Source organism: Paenibacillus agri (assembly GCF_013359945.1).
GTDB lineage: Bacteria > Bacillota > Bacilli > Paenibacillales > Paenibacillaceae > Paenibacillus_AQ > Paenibacillus_AQ agri.
Window position 1 is genome coordinate 34,163 of record NZ_JABWCS010000212.1, and the last position, 19,135, is coordinate 53,297.

Sequence of the window (19,135 nt, forward strand, 5' to 3'; positions counted from 1 at the left end):
GAAGTGTGGACTGCGGTTGTTGCTCCCTTATTTTTTCTAGGTGGGGCAGTCCAAACATTCACCGTAGTGACAAGCGAGCCTTCCGTTCGTATCTAAAGTTCGTCTAATTTAGCGATAAATGTGGCGGTTCTTGAACAGGATTGTACAATAGCTATATCGAACTATCTTTTTCATGAGAAAATGACTAAAGAAAGATAGCAATACGGAATTGGGGTAGATGCCATACATGGAAGAACAACAACATCAGAAGCCGGACCGGAAGCCGCTTTTATATTTGCAAACTGCTGATTTGGTGCTGGAGGAAATTCGCAAGCGTAAGTTGCAGCCCCATGATCCGGTGCCGTCTGAGGCAGAGCTGGCCAAGCTGTATTCTGTCAGCCGAATGACAGCTAAGCTTGCGCTGCAAATTCTGGAGAAGCAGGGGATTGTATACCGGCTGGCGCGGCGAGGTACCTTTATGTCAGGTGACTATTCGGGACCGGATAGGGAGATTGCAGCGGAGCAAACAGATGGGGGCAAGAAGCTGGTCAAGCGGAGGATCGCCCTTGTGTTTCCGAATGTGGATGATTATGTGGCTAGAATTATAGCATCCGTTGAGCGGGAAGCCCGCAAATCTGGTTGTCACCTGCTTATTCGCATGACTACCGATAAAGAGGATGAGAGCACCAGCCTTCAGGAGCTATATGATGACGGAGTTGACGGAATTATTCTATACCCTCGAGGCAGAACACATTGCAGCGAGAAGGTACTGGAGCTGAATTTGCTAAACTATCCGCTGGTGATCATCGACCGGATTTTTCGCGAGGTTAACATTGATTGTGTGTACCATGACCATCATCAAGGCGCCTATAATCTGACGGAATATCTGATTCAGAGAGGGCATCGGGAAATCGGCTATCTCTCAATGCCATTCGATGGGGTGACAAGCCGGGAAGACCGTTATAAAGGATATATGCAAGCGATGCTGGATTACGAGCTGCCTGTAAATGGGCGTAACATTAACCTGAACTGCTCAGAGGATTACATGCTGGACCTGAATGGCTCCAATCAGGAGCTGGTTGATTTTATGCAAAATAATCCTGACATGACGGCTGTCCTCTGTGCGGATGATTATCTGGCGACTTCTTGCTTGAATACGGCTCTGTCAATCGGCAAACCGGTACCTGATGAGCTGTCCATCATCGGGTTTTCAGATATCCAGCTCGCCAGTTTGTTGCCGGTCCCGTTGACCACAGCCAGACAAACCACCCAGCAGTTGGGCCACGCGGCAGTCAATCTTCTCTGCAAACGTATGGAGAATTCCAGGGAAGGAGCGGTATCGATTAAGGTAAACACGACCATTATCGAACGGAGCTCTGTACGGGATCTCAATCTCTGAATGTAACAGGGGTTTTCAGTCCTTAAGCCTATATGATCACATGTTCGTGATCGTATAGGCTTTTTATATGTCAGTGACATATGAAATTATTTTTTTGGATATGGAAAACAAATCTCAGTAGTGTTATCTTTATCCCTAAAAAGTGCGAAAATATTGTAAAATATGGTCAAATATTAAAAAGTGTGCTCGAAATAATTTACAAAACAAAGTTGATTTTATTATTGTATATGTCACTGACATAGATTACCCTGAGGGTATAGTTATCTTTAATCATGAAAGGAGGATCTTTTAGAAAGCGTTATCATACATCCTGAACATAGACCTACAGAGCCTGAAGACATGCATGTTAGCAGAAAATGAAATCATTATTCGAAGAGGAGCCCGAATATGACAATCAAATCTTTGCTTGCAACATCGTTCTTGGCAGTATCTCTTATTCTACCGGTAGCAAAGCCTGCAATGGCAGAAGAAGCTCAGCCAGCACTGGCCGAAGAAAACCAGTCAGCACTGGCGGCAGATAATAGTGCGGTAACCGTGTATCGGGATGGTGACTTTAGCGGCATTTCCCAGCAGTTTGGGATTGGTCTTTACAATGTAAACGAGCTAAATGTCGTCGGCAACGACAAAATTTCTTCAGTCAAGGTAGCATCGGGCTACCGCTTGACCCTGTATCGTGACAAGGACTTCTCTGGTGACACCAAGCAACTAACGAAGGATGCAAGCTGGCTGGATGACTTCAACGACGCTACTTCCAGCCTGAAGGTTGAGAAGATTGGCGGTCCGAACAAGCCGGTTATTGCCTACTCCAACTCTCCTTATGGCGGATTCGAGCAGCAGTTTGATATCGGCGACTACAATGTAGATGATCTGAAGGCTGGAGTAGGGAATGACGCTATTTCTGCAATTCGTATAGCCCCGGGTTATAAGGTTACACTATTCAAAGATTATAACTACTCCGGTGCCTCCAAGGTTCTGACCGCTGATGCGATCTATGTAGGCAGTGACATCAATGATTCGGTATCCAGCTTGAAGGTAGAGGCCATTTCACCACAGGATTCCACAACCAGAGCGGTGCCAGGCAATGCTTACAGCGATACGGCCAAACGTGAGATTTTACGAACCTTTGCACCAAGGATCTGGTTCGCCCAAGGAGAGACTTACTTCCCGGCTTCTGTAGAGTTCACGCTGCCTCATCTGGACCGCTATATCAATCCTGGCTCTGGACTGTATGAATTCAAAACTAAAACGGAGCTCAACCCTTATACACTAAAGCTCCCTTATTTCTCAGGCGATTTGGCCACTGCTCCAATCTATGCGTTCTGGGTAGAGAAGGAGTATAACAATGTCGATCTTGTATACTTCCAGTACAGCGCCTATGATCTTGGCAAGACCGTATTCGGTACAGAAGTAGGCGATCATGTAGGGGATTGGGAACGTGTAACCGTCAGATTGGCCAAATTCACGGACCAAGGCACGAATTATATTAAACCGGTTCAAGTTTATTATGGTGCCCATTCTTTCGGCACAACATACAACTGGAATGAAGTAGATAAAGTGAATAATACCCATCCCGTAGCCTATTCTGCTTTTGGCTCCCACGGAATGTGGAAAGATCCAGGCAACCATGTGTATAAAGAGCTGGTCGTTACACAACTGATTGATGTAGCGAATCAAGGAACCGCATGGGATACATGGAACAATATTCAGGCATTCCAGTACTACCCGAACTCATTAACTGGCAATGGCCTCGGCAATGCGTGGCCGTCCTGGCTGGACAGAGATTACAGCAACCCGAACAGTCTCTCGGTGTACAAATTTGGTAATCCTGCCCAAGGCTCCTTCTTTGGACAGCCGCTCCTCGCTGGCGGACCTACCGGCCCGCAAGAAAAAGGCGCGCTTACGAACGATGTAGTTCTTGACTAATTTATTTGAAAAACGGAGGCATACAACCATGACTAGCAGAAAAAAAGTACACGTTGTTTTTAAGACTCACCTCGATATCGGTTTCACCCATCTGGCAGCAAATGTAGTAAAGCAGTACATGGAGGAGTATATTCCAAAAGCAATCGCGCTAGCTGCGGAGCTTGAAGCCAAAGGTGGCAAAGAGCGTTTCGTGTGGACCACAGGCTCCTGGTTGATTCGCTATTACTTGGATCATGCGTCTGAAGAAGGCAAAAAGGCTATGGATGAAGCAATCCGCAAAGGGCACATCGTCTGGCACGGTTTGCCGTTCACAACGCATACCGAACTAATGGACCCGACCTTGTTCCGCTACGGTCTGTCGATCAGTCAAGAACTGGATGCTCAGTTCGGCAAAACGACGATTGCTTCGAAGATGACAGACGTACCCGGTCACACCCTGTCGATGGTGCCATACATGAGCGAAGCAGGCATTCGCTATATGCACCTTGGCGTGAACCCGGCTTCTATGCGCCCAGACGTGCCGAAGCTGTTCAGATGGCAGGCGGCAGACGGCAGCGAGATCATTGTTAACTACGCTGGAACTTACGGTGAAGCAGTAGAGCTTGACGATCTTGACGATATCCTGCTGTTCGCGCATACCGGCGACAACTGTGGACCGCCAAGTGCAGAGGAGATTCGTGAGCAGTTCGAGCATATTCAAGAGCGTTATCCGGATGCTGAGATTATTGCTTCTTCGCTGGATGCTTTTGCTGAAAAATTGCTCACTGTTAGTGATCGACTGCCTGTTGTGCGTGAAGAGCTTGGAGATACCTGGATTCACGGCGGAGCTACTGATCCACTGAAGGTTGCTAAGCTTCGTGAGCTGCAGCGCTTGAGAGATAAGTGGCTGGCTGAGGGCCGGATCGATATCGCAAGCGCCGAATACAAAGGTTTCAGCGACGCCTTGCTGCTTGTTGTAGAGCATACGTGGGGTCTTGATGTGAAGAAATGGCTACCGGATTTCCGCAACTACGCGAAGCCAGACTTCAACAAGGCGAGAGAAGTTGACGATATTGACGTGAATGATATTCCGGCCAAATTCCAATACATCGGTGCATTCGCCATGGACGAGTTCGACAAGCATTCCAGCGGATTGTTTGCTTCCGAGACCAGCCGCCGCACATACTCGATGATCGAGAGCTCTTGGGCGGAGCAGCGCGGATATCTGGACACAGCTGTCGCAGCATTGAGCGAAGATAAGCAAGCGGAAGCACGGGCAGCTTTTGAACAATTGAAGCCAGTGAAGAATGAGCTGTCCGGGTCGTCTGCGTTTGTCAGCCATGCAGCTTACAACAGCGGCGGCTATGAGGTAGCCTTCAATGAGAACGGCGCTCTGATCCAGTTGATCGACGGCAACGGCAAGAACTGGGTGGATGCCCAGCATCCGTTTGGTGAATACGTCTACGAGACTTTCGGCACAGATGATTACAACAGATATTTCCGTACGTACATGCAGAACTTGCCTTTAACGCATCCGTGGGCAGATGCCGACTTCAGCAAGCCTGGTTTTGAGTTCGTGCGTCCGCTGCCAAGTCACGGCATTTACAAGCCAATTGTACGGGAGTTGCAAAAGACGAGTGGTGCGAACGGGGATCAATACTTGCTTCGTCTGTCCATGCCTAAGGAAGCTCATGAAGTATACGGAGCACCAAAGGAATTGGAGCTGATCTACACCTTTGCCGGAGACGGTGGAGTGGACGTTAGTCTGCAGTGGTTCGGAAAAGATGCTAATCGCTTGCCGGAAGCCAGCTGGTTCAGCTGTGGCCTGAAGGTGGATAACCCGAATCTGTGGATGATGGATAAGCTCGGCGGTCCAATCTCGCCACTGAGTGTGGTGAAGGACGGCAACCGTAATCTGCATGCTATAGATCGTGGTGTTTTCTATGAAGGCGCAGACGGCCTGGCTTCGATTGCAGCGCTGGATTCTGCACTTGTTGCGCCTGGTGAGAGAAGACTGCTGCAGTTCGACAATACTTTTGTTTCGCTGGCAGGGGGATGGCACTTCAATCTGCACAACAACAAATGGGGAACAAACTTCCCGATGTGGTACGGGGATGATGCGAAGTTCCGCTTCCGTCTGAACACACATTCCAATCTTAAATAAAAGGAAATAAGCAGGGGTTTTACCGAAATTTGATGATCAGCTAATAATCCTAGTACATTTGAGTCCTATAATAGGACAAGTAAGAGGGATTAGCGGGTTGCAAATAAGGTAAAGCCCTTTTTTATTCATCTTAAAATAATATTGAACATTCTGTTAATTGCGTATTGATTAAGCGCTTAATTCCATGTATTATACAAATAAAGCGTTTTCATTTTGGTATTAACGATATTTAAACCGGTTTAATGTGGGGTAAGTCACAGGCCCATTATTTTTTTAAAGCCCCTATTAAACCGGTTTAATATCGATTTTACATAGCACTCTATATTTATGTTAAATCGGTTTAATTCCACTTGGGAGGTGGGAGACAACTAGAGCAAGTTCCGCTGGACAAATCGTAAATCTAAACACGGAGGGGTTAACTTGAAAAGGGGAAGCAAATTGTTAATTGGCCTTATCCTTATGACTACGGCCTTGGGAGGATGTTCATTCTCTTCGTCTAACAACGTAGCTGAGAAGGTTAAGGAATCGCCGGATGTGAAAGAAACGATCGTCAAAGAGAATAATAACACTAAAGAGTCGCCTAATCTGGCTAAGCTGGTATCTGAAGGAAAGCTGCCCAAACTGGAAGAGCGTCTTCCGGCTGCCAAGGACATTATGGTTGAGAATGTCGTTGATGAAATCGGAGAGTATGGCGGCGACTGGAAGATGCCCTGGAATGGCGTAGCTGACAAGTGGGGGATTGGTCAACCGACTGAAGAAGCACTGTTCCGCTTCAATCAGGAAGGCAATAAGGTTGAACCAAACGTAGCCAAAGGCTATGAAGTTAACGCGGATTCCACAGTGTTCACCATTCATTTGCGGGAAGGCATGAAATGGTCTGACGGTGTTCCTTTCACAGCCGATGATGTCCTCTTCTATTGGGAGCACATGCTGACCAAAGAGACTTTCGGTAAAAAGATTTACGATGCCTATTATTCCGTCGATCCGGCAACAGGCGATAGAGCGCTGGCAGAAGTCAAGAAGGTGGATGATTACACCTTTACAGTGACTCACAAGTATCCAAGCGTGCTCTTCCTGGAGCGTGTGGCCATTGACAACAAGTGGTTCTTTGCTCCGGCACACTTCCATAAGACGATCCTGCCTGAATTTGTAGGCGATGCGAAGACACTGGAGATCACCAAAGAGTGGGGCTATGAAGATCCGAAAACCTTCCTCATGGAGACCGGGTATACGGACTGGCTGCACTACCAAATCCCGACACTCCGTGCTTGGGTACCAACGAATGATCCTAACGGTGACCAATTCGTGATGGAACGCAACCCTTACTATTGGAAAACAGATAAAGAAGGGAAGCAGCTACCATACATTGACCGGATTGTAGCAACTAAGATTCAAGATCCAAGCCAAAAGGTGTTAGGTACGCTTTCCGGCGATTATAACTTGACTATTTTTGATTCCAAGGACTTCACAGTCCTGAAGGAAAATGAGAAAAAAGGCGACTTCCGCATCATTCCATGGACACAGCCATCCTGGTCCAGTGCCGGTATTCAATTGAACCAGACGACAGAAGATCCGAACCTGCGCAAGCTGTTCCAGGATATCAAATTCCGGGAAGCACTTTCGATTGGGGTTGACCGGAACGAAGTCTCTGAGATCGTAACCAACGGACTCGGCGAGCCGATACAGGCTTCTGTTCCGAAAGGGGTTATGGGGTATCAGGAAGGCTGGGATAAACAGTGGGCTGAATATGATCCGGAACGCGCGAACAAGATCCTCGATGAACTGGGTCTCACCAAGCGTGATAAGAATAATTTCCGTACCAATGCTGACGGTTCGGAACTGACGCTGACCATTGTAGAAAGCAGCACTGACAATGCGCCATTCCTGGAGTTGCTCAAGAAGTACTATGAAGAAATGGGTCTCAGAACGAATGTGAAGATCGTGGATGGTACTACCCAATTCGACATGAAGTACGCCAACCAGATTCCAATGCATACTGAGAATATCTCTGTCGCTAACGTAGCCTTCCGTCCGGATACCCTCGTTCCGCTTCGTGTTATGACGCCATGGCTTGGTCATTATGGACTCTACACGCAATCCGGCGGTAAAGAAGGCGTTAAACCGGAAGGTGATGTAGCGAAGATCTTGGAGTATTGGGATAAAGTGAAATCAAGCAAAACGCTTGAGGATATCAACAATTACAGCAATGAAATCGTGAAGCTGCATCAGAAGAACCAATGGGTGATTGGTTATGCAGGACCAACGCCAGTGCTGATTGTTGCCAACAATAAGATTCACAACATTCCTACCGACGCCATCTGGTGTGACGAATATCGTTCCCTCGGCCAAGGACATCCAGCGCAATTCTTTATCAAGCAATAAGCTTTGAAGCTTTCTTGTGGCAATAGCGGGGGATCACATCCCCGCTATTGTTTCCTTTTGAAATATAAGGATTTATATGTTTTACGTATAAATTATCCTTATATTTTCTCGCTGAAACGGATACCGTCCCTTAGCGGACGGCAAAGCCGTTTCTACTTGTATCATTAAGTGTTGTAGAGGAGAGGATTGCAAAGTGTTTCAATACATTATTAGACGAATTCTTCTGGCGATACCTGTGGTGGTCTTAATCTCCTTCATCGTCTTCTATATCATTCAATTGCCGCCCGGAGATTATGTCTCCTCCTATGCGGCCAAAATGTCCGCTTCCGGCGATATTATGAGCCAGGCGGAAATGGATCAGATGCGGGCAAATCTGGGCCTGGATCGGCCGATCTATGAGCAGTATTTTATGTGGATGAAAAAAATCATTCTGCATGGCGATTTCGGATTTTCGTTCAACTATAACAAGCCGGTTATGGCCGTCATTCAGCAATATATGGGTCTGACGCTGGTGGTCTCCCTAGTTACTATGGCCTTTCATTATATCGTTGCGATTCCCATCGGGATTTACACAGCAGTCAAGCAGTATTCCGTAGGAGATTATTTCTTCTCGGGCTTGAGCTTTATCGGGATGGCTACCCCAAACTTCCTGCTGGCGATTATTCTGATGTTCCTGTCCTATAAATGGTTTGGCAACCCGTTACTCGGCTTATTCTCCCCTGAATACGTAAATGCGCCGTGGTCGATGGACAAAGTTAAAGACTTAATGCAGCATATGGTCATCCCTGTTATCGTCATCGGGCTTTCAGGTACGGCAGATCTGGTCCGCATTATGCGGGGGCAGATGCTTGACGAATTGAATAAACCGAATGTGGTTACTGCCCGCGCCAAAGGCTTGTCAGAGATGCAAATCTTGTTCAAGTATCCGACGCGTGCAGCCCTGAATCCGATTGTGAGTACCTTTGGCTGGTCCTTGTCCTCGATCTTTACGGGCGCGACCATTACAGCCATTGTATTGAACCTGCCGATTCAAGGACCGGTTATGCATAACGCCCTGTTGGGGCAGGACATGTACCTTGCCGGAACCTTCCTATTAATTATGGCTTTGCTGACAGTACTCGGAACCCTGATTTCCGATATTTTGCTAGCTTGGCTTGATCCAAAAATCCGTACAGAGTTCAGGGGATCTTAATCATGAGAACATTACCGTTATTCAAAGGTCAAAAACCAGCAGCCCCAGTCACCGCGGCACCTAAAGACACGGTTTACAGCTCGCAATGGCGGCTGATTTACCAGAAGTTCAAGAAGCACACACTGGCTCGGATCAGTATGTACATTCTGGGTTTACTATATCTCGTAGCTTTGTTTGCGCAATTCATCGCGCCATACGATCTGCAAAGCTATGACAGTAAATACGTCAATGCTCCGCCTATGGGTCTCCGGTTTGTGGATGCGGAAGGCAAGTTTCACATCAAACCGTTTGTTTATGGGCTGAAGACGGAACGTGACCCGGAAACCTTACGCAAAATGTTTGTTGCGGATACAGAGACAAGACACTCTTTCAAATTCTTCGTGAAAGGACAGGAATATAAATTTCTGGGCCTGATCCCGATGAAGACCCATTTGTTCGCGGTAGAAGAGCCAGGGCGAATCTTCTTGCTCGGTACGGATGGTATGGGCCGAGATTTGTTCTCCCGGATTGTGCTGGGCAGTCAAATCTCGCTCAGCATTCCTTTAGTCGGCGTGGGCATCAGCTTTATTCTGGGATTAATTATCGGCGGCATCTCCGGTTACTTTGGTGGTTGGCTTGATTCCCTGATTCAACGTGTTATCGAAATTATTCGTTCCTTCCCTACCTTGCCGTTATGGATGGCTTTGTCTGCTGCAATTCCGCCACGTATTCCGGTGGTGACCATGTATTTGTACATCGTTATCATTTTTGCGTTCATTGGATGGACGGATCTGGCGCGTGTCGTCAGAGGCAAGTTCATCTCGCTCAAGAATGAAGATTATGTGGTAGCGGCAAGAATTGCTGGCGTAGGCAATACGAAGATTATTGTAAAGCATTTACTGCCCGGCTTTATGAGCTATCTGGTCGTAGCGACGACCTTGGCCATCCCCAGCATGATCCTGGGGGAGACAGCCATGAGCTTCCTCGGGCTAGGTGTCCGTTCGCCGGCGACCAGTTGGGGTGTGCTGCTGCAGGAGGCCCAAAAGATCGAGAACGTGGCCTTGTATCCATGGAAGCTGCTTCCACTGGGTGCAGTCATTCTGACCGTATTGACCTATAACTTCATTGGTGACGGCTTGCGCGACGCAGCTGACCCGTACAAAAAATAATGTCACAAATACTAGGCAAGCGAGGGGATAGCATGGCAACTCAAGCGGCTCATAAGGAGCAACCTTTACTGTCCGTTCAGGATTTAAAGATCAAGATCCAGATGGAAAGTGGCATCATGAATGCCGTGGATGGGGTAGACTTCAATATTTACAAAGGTAAAACTCTGGGTCTCGTCGGTGAATCCGGCTGCGGTAAAAGCTTAACCAGCCGTTCTATCATCAGCATTAATCCGAAGGAATGTGAAACGAGCGGAACCATCACTTACAATTCGGAATCGGAGTCGGCGCTGAATGGTCTAAATCTTTTATCCCTTAAGCCCACTGGCAAGCAGATTCGTTCTATCCGAGGCCGGAAAATCTCGATGATTTTCCAGGAGCCGATGACGGCCTTCTCGCCAATGTATACGATCGGGAATCAGATTATGGAAGCGATCCGGACTCACCAGACGAAGGACAAGAAAGAAGCCAAGCGAATCGCGCTGGAGATGCTCAGCAAAGTCGGCATTTCCGACCAGGCGAAACGGTTTGATCAATACCCGCATGAATTCTCGGGAGGGATGCGCCAGCGGGCGATGATCTCAATGGCACTGTCCTGCAACCCGGAGATTCTGATTGCTGACGAGCCGACGACAGCGCTCGATGTGACGATTCAGGCGCAGGTGCTGGAACTCATGAAAAGTCTGCAGGCGGAGTTCGGCATGGCGATTCTGCTAGTGACTCATGACTTAGGAATTATCGCCGAGATGTGCGATGAGGTCGCGGTGATGTACCTTGGGAAAATCGTGGAACAGGCACCGGTGAAAGAAATTTTCAATAATCCGAAGCATCCTTACACCAAAGGCTTGCTCCGATCCATGCCTAGACTAGGCGGGAACAAGAGTAAACGGCTGGATTCCATTGAAGGTTCTGTCCCAATGCCAATAAACATGCCGCCGATGTGCGGATTTTATGACCGTTGCAAAGACCGGATCGAAGGCGTATGTAATGCACAGTCTGCACCGAAAATCACAATTTCTGACGAGCACACGGTTAGATGCTTCCTGTACGCGGACCAGAGAGAAGGAGAAGTACAATGACCAAACCTATCCTTGAAGTCCTCAAGCTGAACAAGAGCTTTCAAGTCAAATCCGACAAAGCGTTGTTCAAAAAGCCAAAGCCTGTTCATATCCTGAATGATATTTCATTCGAATTGCTTGAAGGGGAGACGCTTAGTATTGTCGGAGAATCCGGCTGTGGAAAAACGACGCTTGGGCGGTGTATCGTCAGGGGCGTTAATGCCTCTTCGGGCAGTGTCGTCTATCATGCAGAGGACGAGAAGGCCGTTGATTATCTTAAGCTTGACCGTAAAGGAATCAAGGCTTACCGAAAAGATATTCAGATGATTTTTCAGGACCCGTATTCCTCACTTAGTCCGCGGATGAACGTATTTGATATTATTGCCGAGCCGCTGATTGCCAACTTTAAGCTGAGCAAGGATGAGGTGGAGGCCAAGGTCACGGAGATTGCCGAGAAGACCGGACTGAATGTAGGTTATTTAAAAAGATATCCCCATGCCTTCTCCGGGGGACAACGGCAGCGGATTGCTATCGCACGCGCGCTGATTACACAACCTAGGCTGATTGTCTGTGATGAGGCGGTATCCGCGCTCGATGTCTCGATTCAAGCACAGATTATTAACCTGCTCAAAGATTTGCAGGAGCAATACAAGATCACTTATATTTTCATTTCGCATGATCTTTCTATCGTACAGAACATTTCTGACCGGGTAGCCGTAATGCATCTGGGCAGAATCGTGGAGCTGGCGTCAACGGAATCGCTATTCGGACATCCTCAGCATCCCTATACGGAGGCTCTGATGTCGGCTGTACCCCAGCCGAATCCTGAATTCAAGAAGGAGCGGATCATTCTGGAGGGAGAAGTGCCGAATCCAGCCAATCCGCCAAGCGGCTGCCATTTCCACCCCCGCTGTGCTTACAAGACAGAGAAATGTATCCAGGAAGTGCCTGAGCTTCGTGAAGTAGGTTATAATCATTTTGCTGCATGTCATTATGCAGAGAAGCTTCAGCTTCGCGGCGTTCCCATTGAGTCTGCCGAGTTGCAAGTGAACTAGTGTTGAAGAGAGGGTATTCCTAAAATGGCGAAGATTGACGATGTGGCCCGCCTGGCGGGTGTATCCAAAGGAACGGTATCCAACGTATTCAGTCAGAAGAGACCCACGAGCAAGAAGGTAACGGAGAAAGTGCTTCAAGTCTCGAAAGAACTGAATTACGTGCCGAATCATATAGCAAGAAGCCTGGTCACCAAGAAAACAATGGCGATCGGGCTGATGATTCCGCACCGTAAATTCTTTTTTAGCATGTTCCATAATCAATTTATTAACGGAGTGTTGTTGGAAGCCTCCAATTACGGATACCGTGTGCTGCTGGATATGATTCCGACGGGTGAGGTCAAGACGCCTTCGCTAGCCAGCTACCCTATCGATGGGGCGATTGTGCTCGGCCCAACGGAAGAGGATGACCGGATAAATCTCCTGCACCAGAATGAGATTCCGTTCGTCACCGTGGGCAGAATCATCAACGAGGGAATCCAGGATGTGTCTACCGTCAACAACGACAACAAGGGCATCATTCGATATATCTGTGAGTATCTGATCGGTTTGGGTCACCATAATATTATGTTCCTGAATGCTGGGGATCGAATGACCGTGGGGATTGAGCGGATGGAGGAATTTGTACGGGTATTGGAGGAACACGGAATAACTGTACAGCCGGAGATGATCTATAGCAAGCCAGACATTCACTCTGATGAGTATATAAAATATGGGTATGATGAGACGATGCGTACTTTGAAGAGTCATCCTGAGCGGGTAACAGCAATCATTGCCGATGATGATCGTTCGGCGCTCAGCGCGCTCAATGCCATCAACGAAGCCGGTCTCTCTGTACCGGAGGATATTTCTTTATTCGTGATCTGCGGCGATTTGACCATGATGCATCAGGTAAGACCTGCTTTGACGGGAATGGATCTGCAACCCTCTGAACTCGGGGTACAGTCGGTAAGACTGCTTATGCATAAACTGGGTGTGCTGGAAGGGGAATATGACAATAACTGGACCGTCCCTAGCAAATTTATTGAAAGAGACTCTTGCGCTCCAGTCAATAAAACGTAACCGGGAGTTCCAGGTTAGCGAGGTAACAAATGACAGCGATTACATCGATTGGCCATGCCGTACCTTTTGAATATTACGTTCGGATTCTGATTAGTGCCGTTCTTGGGCTGCTGATCGGGTTCGACCGGACCCACAAGAACAAGCCGGCAGGTGTGAAGACGTACACATTCGTCACGGTCGCCTCTGCCTTAATTACAATCGTATCTATTGAAAGTGTTGAAGTATACGGCCAGCTGCATAACCGGACGATGATGGACCCCATGCGTCTGGCGGCGCAGATTGTCTCCGGTCTCGGTTTTCTTGGTGCAGGACTGATCATGAAGGCTGGCTTTGAAGTAAAAGGCTTAACGTCTGCGGCGATGATCTTGTTCGCAGGCGGAGTTGGCATTGGAACCGGGGCTGGTTTCTATGGGATTGTAACGTTCTCGATTGTAGTGGCTTTCTTCTTCATCCGTGTAGGCGGGTGGATTGAGAAATGGGAGCACAAGAAGCTGGAATCCAAGGAGGAAAAGAAGGATTTAAGCGCATAGCTGTACCGCTATTCGCGGATAAAATCCGGAGAGCCCATGCTTCCGAAGCGAGCTTTCCTTCGGAAAGCTTTTAGGCGGCTGCTATCGCTCCTTCAGTTCCAACTTTCCCTCCATTCCGTTCCCCTTATTTTTTTGTTCAATCTATATAGCATATTGGTGTAAAAAAACGAGCTGCCCTCATTAATGAGGCAGCTCGTTTCCAATTTCAATTCGAAGTCCAATTCGATTATTCCCAGCCCTCGATGCGTGCCAATTCCTTGCGTACAATAGGTGCGACTTTGGTGCCCAGCAATTCAATCGCGTGCATAAGCTCCTCATGTGGCAGTGTACCTGCACTCAAATGGAGGAAGAAACGGGTAATGCCCAGGTTTTTGCGCAGCAGAATGATTTTCTCTGCGACATATTCCGGGTCGCCGACATACAGGGCGCCGCGCAGGCTGCGGGCGGCGTCGAAGGTCGCCCGGCTATAAGGCTGGCTCCAGCCGCGCTCGCGCCCGATGACATTCATCTGTGCTTGTATCGGCGGGTAGAGCAGCTCAGCAGCCTGCTCAGTCGTATCGCTGACAAAGCCGTGTGAATGGGTGGCGATTTGCAGCTTCGCAGGATCATGCCCGGCCTTTGCGGCAGCCTCTTTGTACAGTCGGACGAGCGGCGCGAACTGCTCTGGCATGCCGCCGATGATCGCGAAGGCAACCGGCAGACCCAGCACGCCCGCACGAATGGCGGACTCCGGGTTACCTCCGGTGCCGATCCAGACCGGCAGCGGGCTCTGAACGGAGCGCGGATAGACACCGAGGTTATGGATGGCCGGGCGATGCCCGCCGCGCCATGTAACCTTCTCGGATTCACGGATCGCCAACAGCAGCTCCAGGTTCTCTTCGAACAGCTCGTTATAGTCATCCAGGCTGTAGCCGAAGAGCGGGAAGGACTCTGTGAACGAGCCGCGTCCTGCCATAATCTCTGCCCGGCCGTTTGAGAGGCCGTCCAGCGATGAGAAGCCCTGATAGACACGGACCGGGTCGGCCGAGGATAACACGGTCACGGCGCTGGTCAGCCGGATACGTTTCGTTACAGAGGCTGCGGCCGCAAGCACAATCTCTGGAGCGGTGCCCGCATAATCCGCCCGGTGATGCTCCCCGATGCCGTATACATCCAGGCCAACCTGATCGGCCAGCACAATCTCCTCTACAGCGTTGCGCATCCGCTGCGCATGACTCATAATTTCACCCGTTTTCAAATCGGGGGTTGTTTCCAGAAATGTACTAATTCCTATTTCAATGCGGTTTGCTGGTTCAGCCACTGCAATCGCCTCCTTATTTATAATTTTATATTACTATACTTTTTAATGTTTCTCAACTTTAGTAAGTAAGTTTTGTTTTGGTTCATTGGAATATTTGTAGTTATTTACCTGTGAATTCTGATACAATTGAACCTGCAGCCAAGCAATAGAACACCGGAATTGCTGACAATATAACTGGAGGTTATGTGTATGGCAGTCAAAACCAATGAGCAGCTGGTACTCGAATTTCAGGCGCTTCTCCCTTTCGTGGAGTCTTTGAAAGAAGCGCCTGAAGCACACTGGAATACACCGATCGGTGAAGGGAAATGGACAGTGAAGGATATTATTTGTCATATTATGCTGTGGGACAAGTACTTTTACGAGGAAGCTATTGAGAAGATCAAGCTGGGCCAGCCCTTAACATCAAGACATCTGGACTTCAATGAATTTAATGCCAATGCTGTTGAGCATGCGAAGTCGCTATCTGCCCTGCAGGTGGCAGAAGATTGTATTTTGCAACGAACCCGCATTCTAGATACTATTACCGGATTAACCGAAGAGGAATACATACAGGAATACAAAGACGGAGACCGCAAGAAGTTCAGCATCCGCAAGCATTTGCGGGGCTTTCTCCCGCATGACAAGCATCACCGGAAGCAGATCGAGACCTTCTTAAGCAGACATAGATAACGGCTTTATCGACAGCAAGCTGGATTAATTGCGGGGACTGAACTTAGCGTAATCACATAGGTGATTCACAGGCCGGGGCATGATTTTTATGCTTCGGCCTGTTTGTGTTCATGTTCAGTAAAATGAGCAGACATATATCACTGTAAAAGGATGGAATTACAATTACAATGTAAGCGTTATCTTTTGTTTTGTAAATAAATTATATCAAAGGAGAACGGGTATGCATTTGAAGAAAATCCCCTTTAACTTGCTCGTATTTTTAGGGCTTAGCCTCCAATACAGTCTGCTACATGTGCTTCCGTCTGGCCCTACACCCACCATTACTACCCTGGAGCTTGTCATCTATATTGCCTACACTATCATTGGTCTTGCAGGATTCTTTTACAAGAGCCGCAAATTGCGAACTGAAGATATCTCCTGTATGGCAGCGTTCTTCTTCGGCGTGCTTTGGACCGTGGCGATCACTTCGCATTTTCGCAAAGAGAGCTATACCGAATTACTGACTCTGGTGCATTCTGTCGGTATCTTCACAGCGGGGCTGATCTTGCTCACAGAGTTGATCATCCTGTTCAGAGCTTGAGCGGTGACAAGGATGCCAGCCAGCGGCATAAACAACAAAAAACGGCTCTGCCGCAAGTCTGCGGACAGGCCGTTTTCATTTGAATTGTTTTTCAAAAAGAAAGGAACTAGCCTTGAAATTCTCCGTTGTCATAGTTAAACTGCCATTGAATGCCGAACTTATCGGTGAGGTTCCCGTAACACTTACTCCAGAAGGTTTCTTGTAATTCCATGCCCACCTTGCCGCCATCCTCCAGCTTACCGAAGAGGGACTTGATCTCCTCGATATTCTTGCTGCTGTAAGACAGGCTGATATTGTTGCCTTGGATGAACGACATTCCTGGGAAGGTGTCCGAGAACATGACGTTGCTGCCATTGATGCTCAATCTTGCGTGCATAACCAGATTTTTTGCTTCCTCAGGTAGAGGAAAGTTCGGATCTGGTGGTGTATCGCCAAAGGTCATAATTTGTGGTTGTCCCGTTTCAAAAGTCTTCGCATAAAACTCTACAGCATCACGGCAATTTCCCTCAAAATTAAGATAAACGTCAATGGCCAAGTTCTTCACTCCTCAGATTGAAATGGATCGCTCATATTGTATCATTTCAATTCTTGATAATCAAAACTTGTCCTATGCAACAGGCAAGGAAGTTTGGCGTAGCTTAAAGATTATAGTGTTGTTAACTTTCTATTCACAAACCTCTGATAATCTCTAAACATGTTGGAGCGGTTAACCGTCCAATGTATAACGGATCATATGGAGGATAATCATGTTCACAACCCTGAAAAAGAGAATTGTTGCTTGTCTGATCATTTTGGCTGTCCTGGGCAGCGGAATTCTGTCTAGCTTGGTATTTCCACGGATATCAGTAACGGCAGCAGCCGGGCAAGCCAAGCCATTGGTGCATCAGATCGAAGCCCCTGCCAATCTGGATGATACCACAAGCTTAACAACGTTCGTGGACGGAATCATGGAAGAGGACATGAACCGGCTGCATATCCCGGGCGCAGTTATTTCGATCGTCAAAGACGGTCAGATTATTTTGGCAAAAGGTTATGGAAGCTCCAATCTGGAGAAAGCTGCACAGGTTGATCCCAAGACCAGCATGTTCCGGATCGCCTCCACCACTAAACTGTTCACTTGGACGGCGGTCATGCAACTGGTGGAGGCAGGGAAGATTGATCTGGACACCGATGTGAATACTTATCTGAAAGACTTTAAGGTGCCGGATACCTATCCCGAGCCGATCACGATGCGCCATTTGATGACACATACAGCGGGGTTTGAAGAGGGTGGCGTAGGGTATCAGATCACCACAGACCCTGCTAAACTGCCGGGTTCGATCTCGGAAACGCTGGAAAAGCATAGGCTGGCCCGGGTGAGACCGCCAGGTGAGATGAGCTCCTATTCCAATTACGGCACCGCATTAGCGGGCCTGATCGTGCAAGAGGTCAGCGGAATGCCTTACGACGATTATGTTAAAAAGAATATTTTCGATCCGCTGGATATGAAATATGCGACGGTACAGGAGCCGTTGCCTGAAGCGTTCAAGCCTTACGCAGTTGTGGGATACAACAGTGAGAACGGCAGCTTTACCCCCGGTACGCCTACATATGAGGCAGGCTTCCGTCCGGCAGGGTCCGGTACTGTTTCTGCGGTAGATATGGCTCATTTTATGATTGCTCATTTGCAGAATGGACGGTATGGGGACAAGCAAATCCTAAGCGCCAATACTGTTGGGTTGATGCATGCAACGGCGTTCCAGTTTGATAAACGTATGCCAGGAGTAACTCTCGGGTTTGCCGAGAAGAAGGTCAATGGTCTGACGCTCATTACCCATGGCGGCTCTGATCCGATGTTCAATACAGAATTATATCTGGTCCCTGCCAAAAATATAGGCATATTCCTCTCCTATAGCGGAGGTGCGGGTAGCGAATCGGCTGAAGGCCTGCTCCAGGCCTTTTTCAACAAATATTATCCTGCACCCCTCGAAGAGACACCGGTAGACCCTTCTATTACGGCTGAATCGGTTCAAAAGTATGCGGGTTCCTATGAATTTACACGCCGTAATTTCAGTGATATCGATAAATTTTTCAATTTTCTTGTACAGTTCAATGTCACCGTATCCGATAATAAATTGTCCCTCGGAAGCGGCAGTGAACAAGCATTTTACGCTCCTGTTGGCGAGAATTTGTTCCAGCATGTCGGGGGCACCGAGCAAATCGCCTTTCGCACCGATGAATCTGGAAAAGTCACGCATATGGTGTTGGGGGCCATTCCGGATATGCCGCTGGAGCGGACGCCATTAATGGATCAGACCAGGTTCTGGTTCACATTACTCGGGATTGCAGCATTTATTTTTATCACAGCAATATTCGGATTTATCCTTGGCAGACGTAAGATGAAGGCGATGTCAACTCCGGAAAAGTGGGTCATCAGATTGTCAGCAGCGACCTCGGGCTGGGGATTGCTCTCCTTTGTCACAATATTTCTGGTAGTAATGTCAATGGACCTCATGACAAAGCTTAGCGGCATTAGTGCCGCGCTTTATCTCAGTTTGGCCATGCCGATCCTGTTTGTGGGTCTGACGCTGGCTTTATTGGTAGGGACTTTATTGGCCTGGAAGAATAGGTACTTTACGACGTTCCGGCGTGTTCATTACACGCTTGTGGCACTTTCAGCAGTGATGTTGGTCGTGTTCTTCTACCATTGGAACCTGCTGGGCTGGCAGTTCGGTTAAGGTC

General features: G+C 48.2%; 15 protein-coding genes. 13 read left to right on the plus strand and 2 right to left on the minus strand.

The features are described 5' to 3' along the window. The first annotated feature begins 226 nt into the window (after positions 1 to 226). The 10 genes from HPT30_RS16545 (at position 227) to HPT30_RS16590 (ending at position 13,865) form a co-directional block, all read left to right on the plus strand. A complete protein-coding gene (locus tag HPT30_RS16545; protein WP_175372461.1) occupies positions 227 to 1,378 on the plus strand; it encodes a GntR family transcriptional regulator in 1,152 nt (383 codons plus the stop codon). A 387-nt stretch (positions 1,379 to 1,765) separates the two neighbouring features. Continuing rightward, positions 1,766 to 3,301: a Vps62-related protein gene (locus HPT30_RS16550; RefSeq protein ID WP_175372462.1), complete on the plus strand. Its 1,536-nt coding sequence runs from the start codon at positions 1,766 to 1,768 to the stop codon at positions 3,299 to 3,301. A gap of 28 nt (positions 3,302 to 3,329) precedes the next feature. After that, positions 3,330 to 5,444: a DUF5054 domain-containing protein gene (locus HPT30_RS16555; protein ID WP_175372463.1), complete on the plus strand. Its 2,115-nt coding sequence runs from the start codon at positions 3,330 to 3,332 to the stop codon at positions 5,442 to 5,444. 420 nt (positions 5,445 to 5,864) lie between these two features. After that, a complete protein-coding gene (locus HPT30_RS16560) occupies positions 5,865 to 7,826 on the plus strand; it encodes an ABC transporter substrate-binding protein (RefSeq protein WP_246317184.1) in 1,962 nt (653 codons plus the stop codon). Positions 7,827 to 8,019: 193 nt separating this feature from the next. Further along, the gene (locus HPT30_RS16565; RefSeq protein WP_175372464.1) at positions 8,020 to 9,018 is read left to right on the plus strand and encodes an ABC transporter permease; all 999 of its coding nucleotides are present in this window, start codon (positions 8,020 to 8,022) and stop codon (positions 9,016 to 9,018) included. A gap of 2 nt (positions 9,019 to 9,020) precedes the next feature. After that, complete coding sequence (locus HPT30_RS16570) at positions 9,021 to 10,166, plus strand: ABC transporter permease (protein WP_175372465.1); 1,146 nt, start codon at positions 9,021 to 9,023, stop codon at positions 10,164 to 10,166. Between the two features lie 32 nt (positions 10,167 to 10,198). Beyond that, positions 10,199 to 11,242: an ABC transporter ATP-binding protein gene (locus HPT30_RS16575; RefSeq protein ID WP_175372466.1), complete on the plus strand. Its 1,044-nt coding sequence runs from the start codon at positions 10,199 to 10,201 to the stop codon at positions 11,240 to 11,242. Next, positions 11,239 to 12,276, plus strand: a complete 1,038-nt coding sequence (locus HPT30_RS16580; RefSeq protein WP_175372467.1) for an ABC transporter ATP-binding protein — start codon at positions 11,239 to 11,241, stop codon at positions 12,274 to 12,276. Before HPT30_RS16575 ends, HPT30_RS16580 begins: the two co-directional genes overlap by 4 nt. 24 nt (positions 12,277 to 12,300) lie before the next feature. Further along, positions 12,301 to 13,335, plus strand: a complete 1,035-nt coding sequence (locus tag HPT30_RS16585) for a LacI family DNA-binding transcriptional regulator (protein WP_175372468.1) — start codon at positions 12,301 to 12,303, stop codon at positions 13,333 to 13,335. A 29-nt stretch (positions 13,336 to 13,364) separates the two neighbouring features. Further along, complete coding sequence (locus tag HPT30_RS16590; protein WP_175372469.1) at positions 13,365 to 13,865, plus strand: MgtC/SapB family protein; 501 nt, start codon at positions 13,365 to 13,367, stop codon at positions 13,863 to 13,865. Between the two features lie 226 nt (positions 13,866 to 14,091). Here the strand turns inward: HPT30_RS16590 and HPT30_RS16595 are convergent, their stop codons facing one another. Continuing rightward, a complete protein-coding gene (locus HPT30_RS16595) occupies positions 14,092 to 15,165 on the minus strand; it encodes an LLM class flavin-dependent oxidoreductase (RefSeq protein ID WP_175372470.1) in 1,074 nt (357 codons plus the stop codon). Positions 15,166 to 15,354: 189 nt separating this feature from the next. Here HPT30_RS16595 and HPT30_RS16600 point away from each other — a divergent pair, with 189 nt between their 5' ends. Further along, on the plus strand, positions 15,355 to 15,834 hold the full coding sequence (locus HPT30_RS16600) for a DinB family protein (RefSeq protein ID WP_175372471.1): 480 nt from the start codon (positions 15,355 to 15,357) through the stop codon (positions 15,832 to 15,834). Positions 15,835 to 16,054: 220 nt separating this feature from the next. Next, positions 16,055 to 16,414: a hypothetical protein gene (locus tag HPT30_RS16605; protein WP_175372472.1), complete on the plus strand. Its 360-nt coding sequence runs from the start codon at positions 16,055 to 16,057 to the stop codon at positions 16,412 to 16,414. Positions 16,415 to 16,520: 106 nt separating this feature from the next. On the opposite strand, the gene HPT30_RS16610 is transcribed toward HPT30_RS16605, so the two are convergent. Next, a complete protein-coding gene (locus HPT30_RS16610) occupies positions 16,521 to 16,949 on the minus strand; it encodes a VOC family protein (protein WP_175372473.1) in 429 nt (142 codons plus the stop codon). A gap of 211 nt (positions 16,950 to 17,160) precedes the next feature. Here HPT30_RS16610 and HPT30_RS16615 point away from each other — a divergent pair, with 211 nt between their 5' ends. Further along, a complete protein-coding gene (locus tag HPT30_RS16615; RefSeq protein WP_175372474.1) occupies positions 17,161 to 19,131 on the plus strand; it encodes a serine hydrolase domain-containing protein in 1,971 nt (656 codons plus the stop codon). The last annotated feature ends 4 nt before the right edge of the window (positions 19,132 to 19,135 follow it).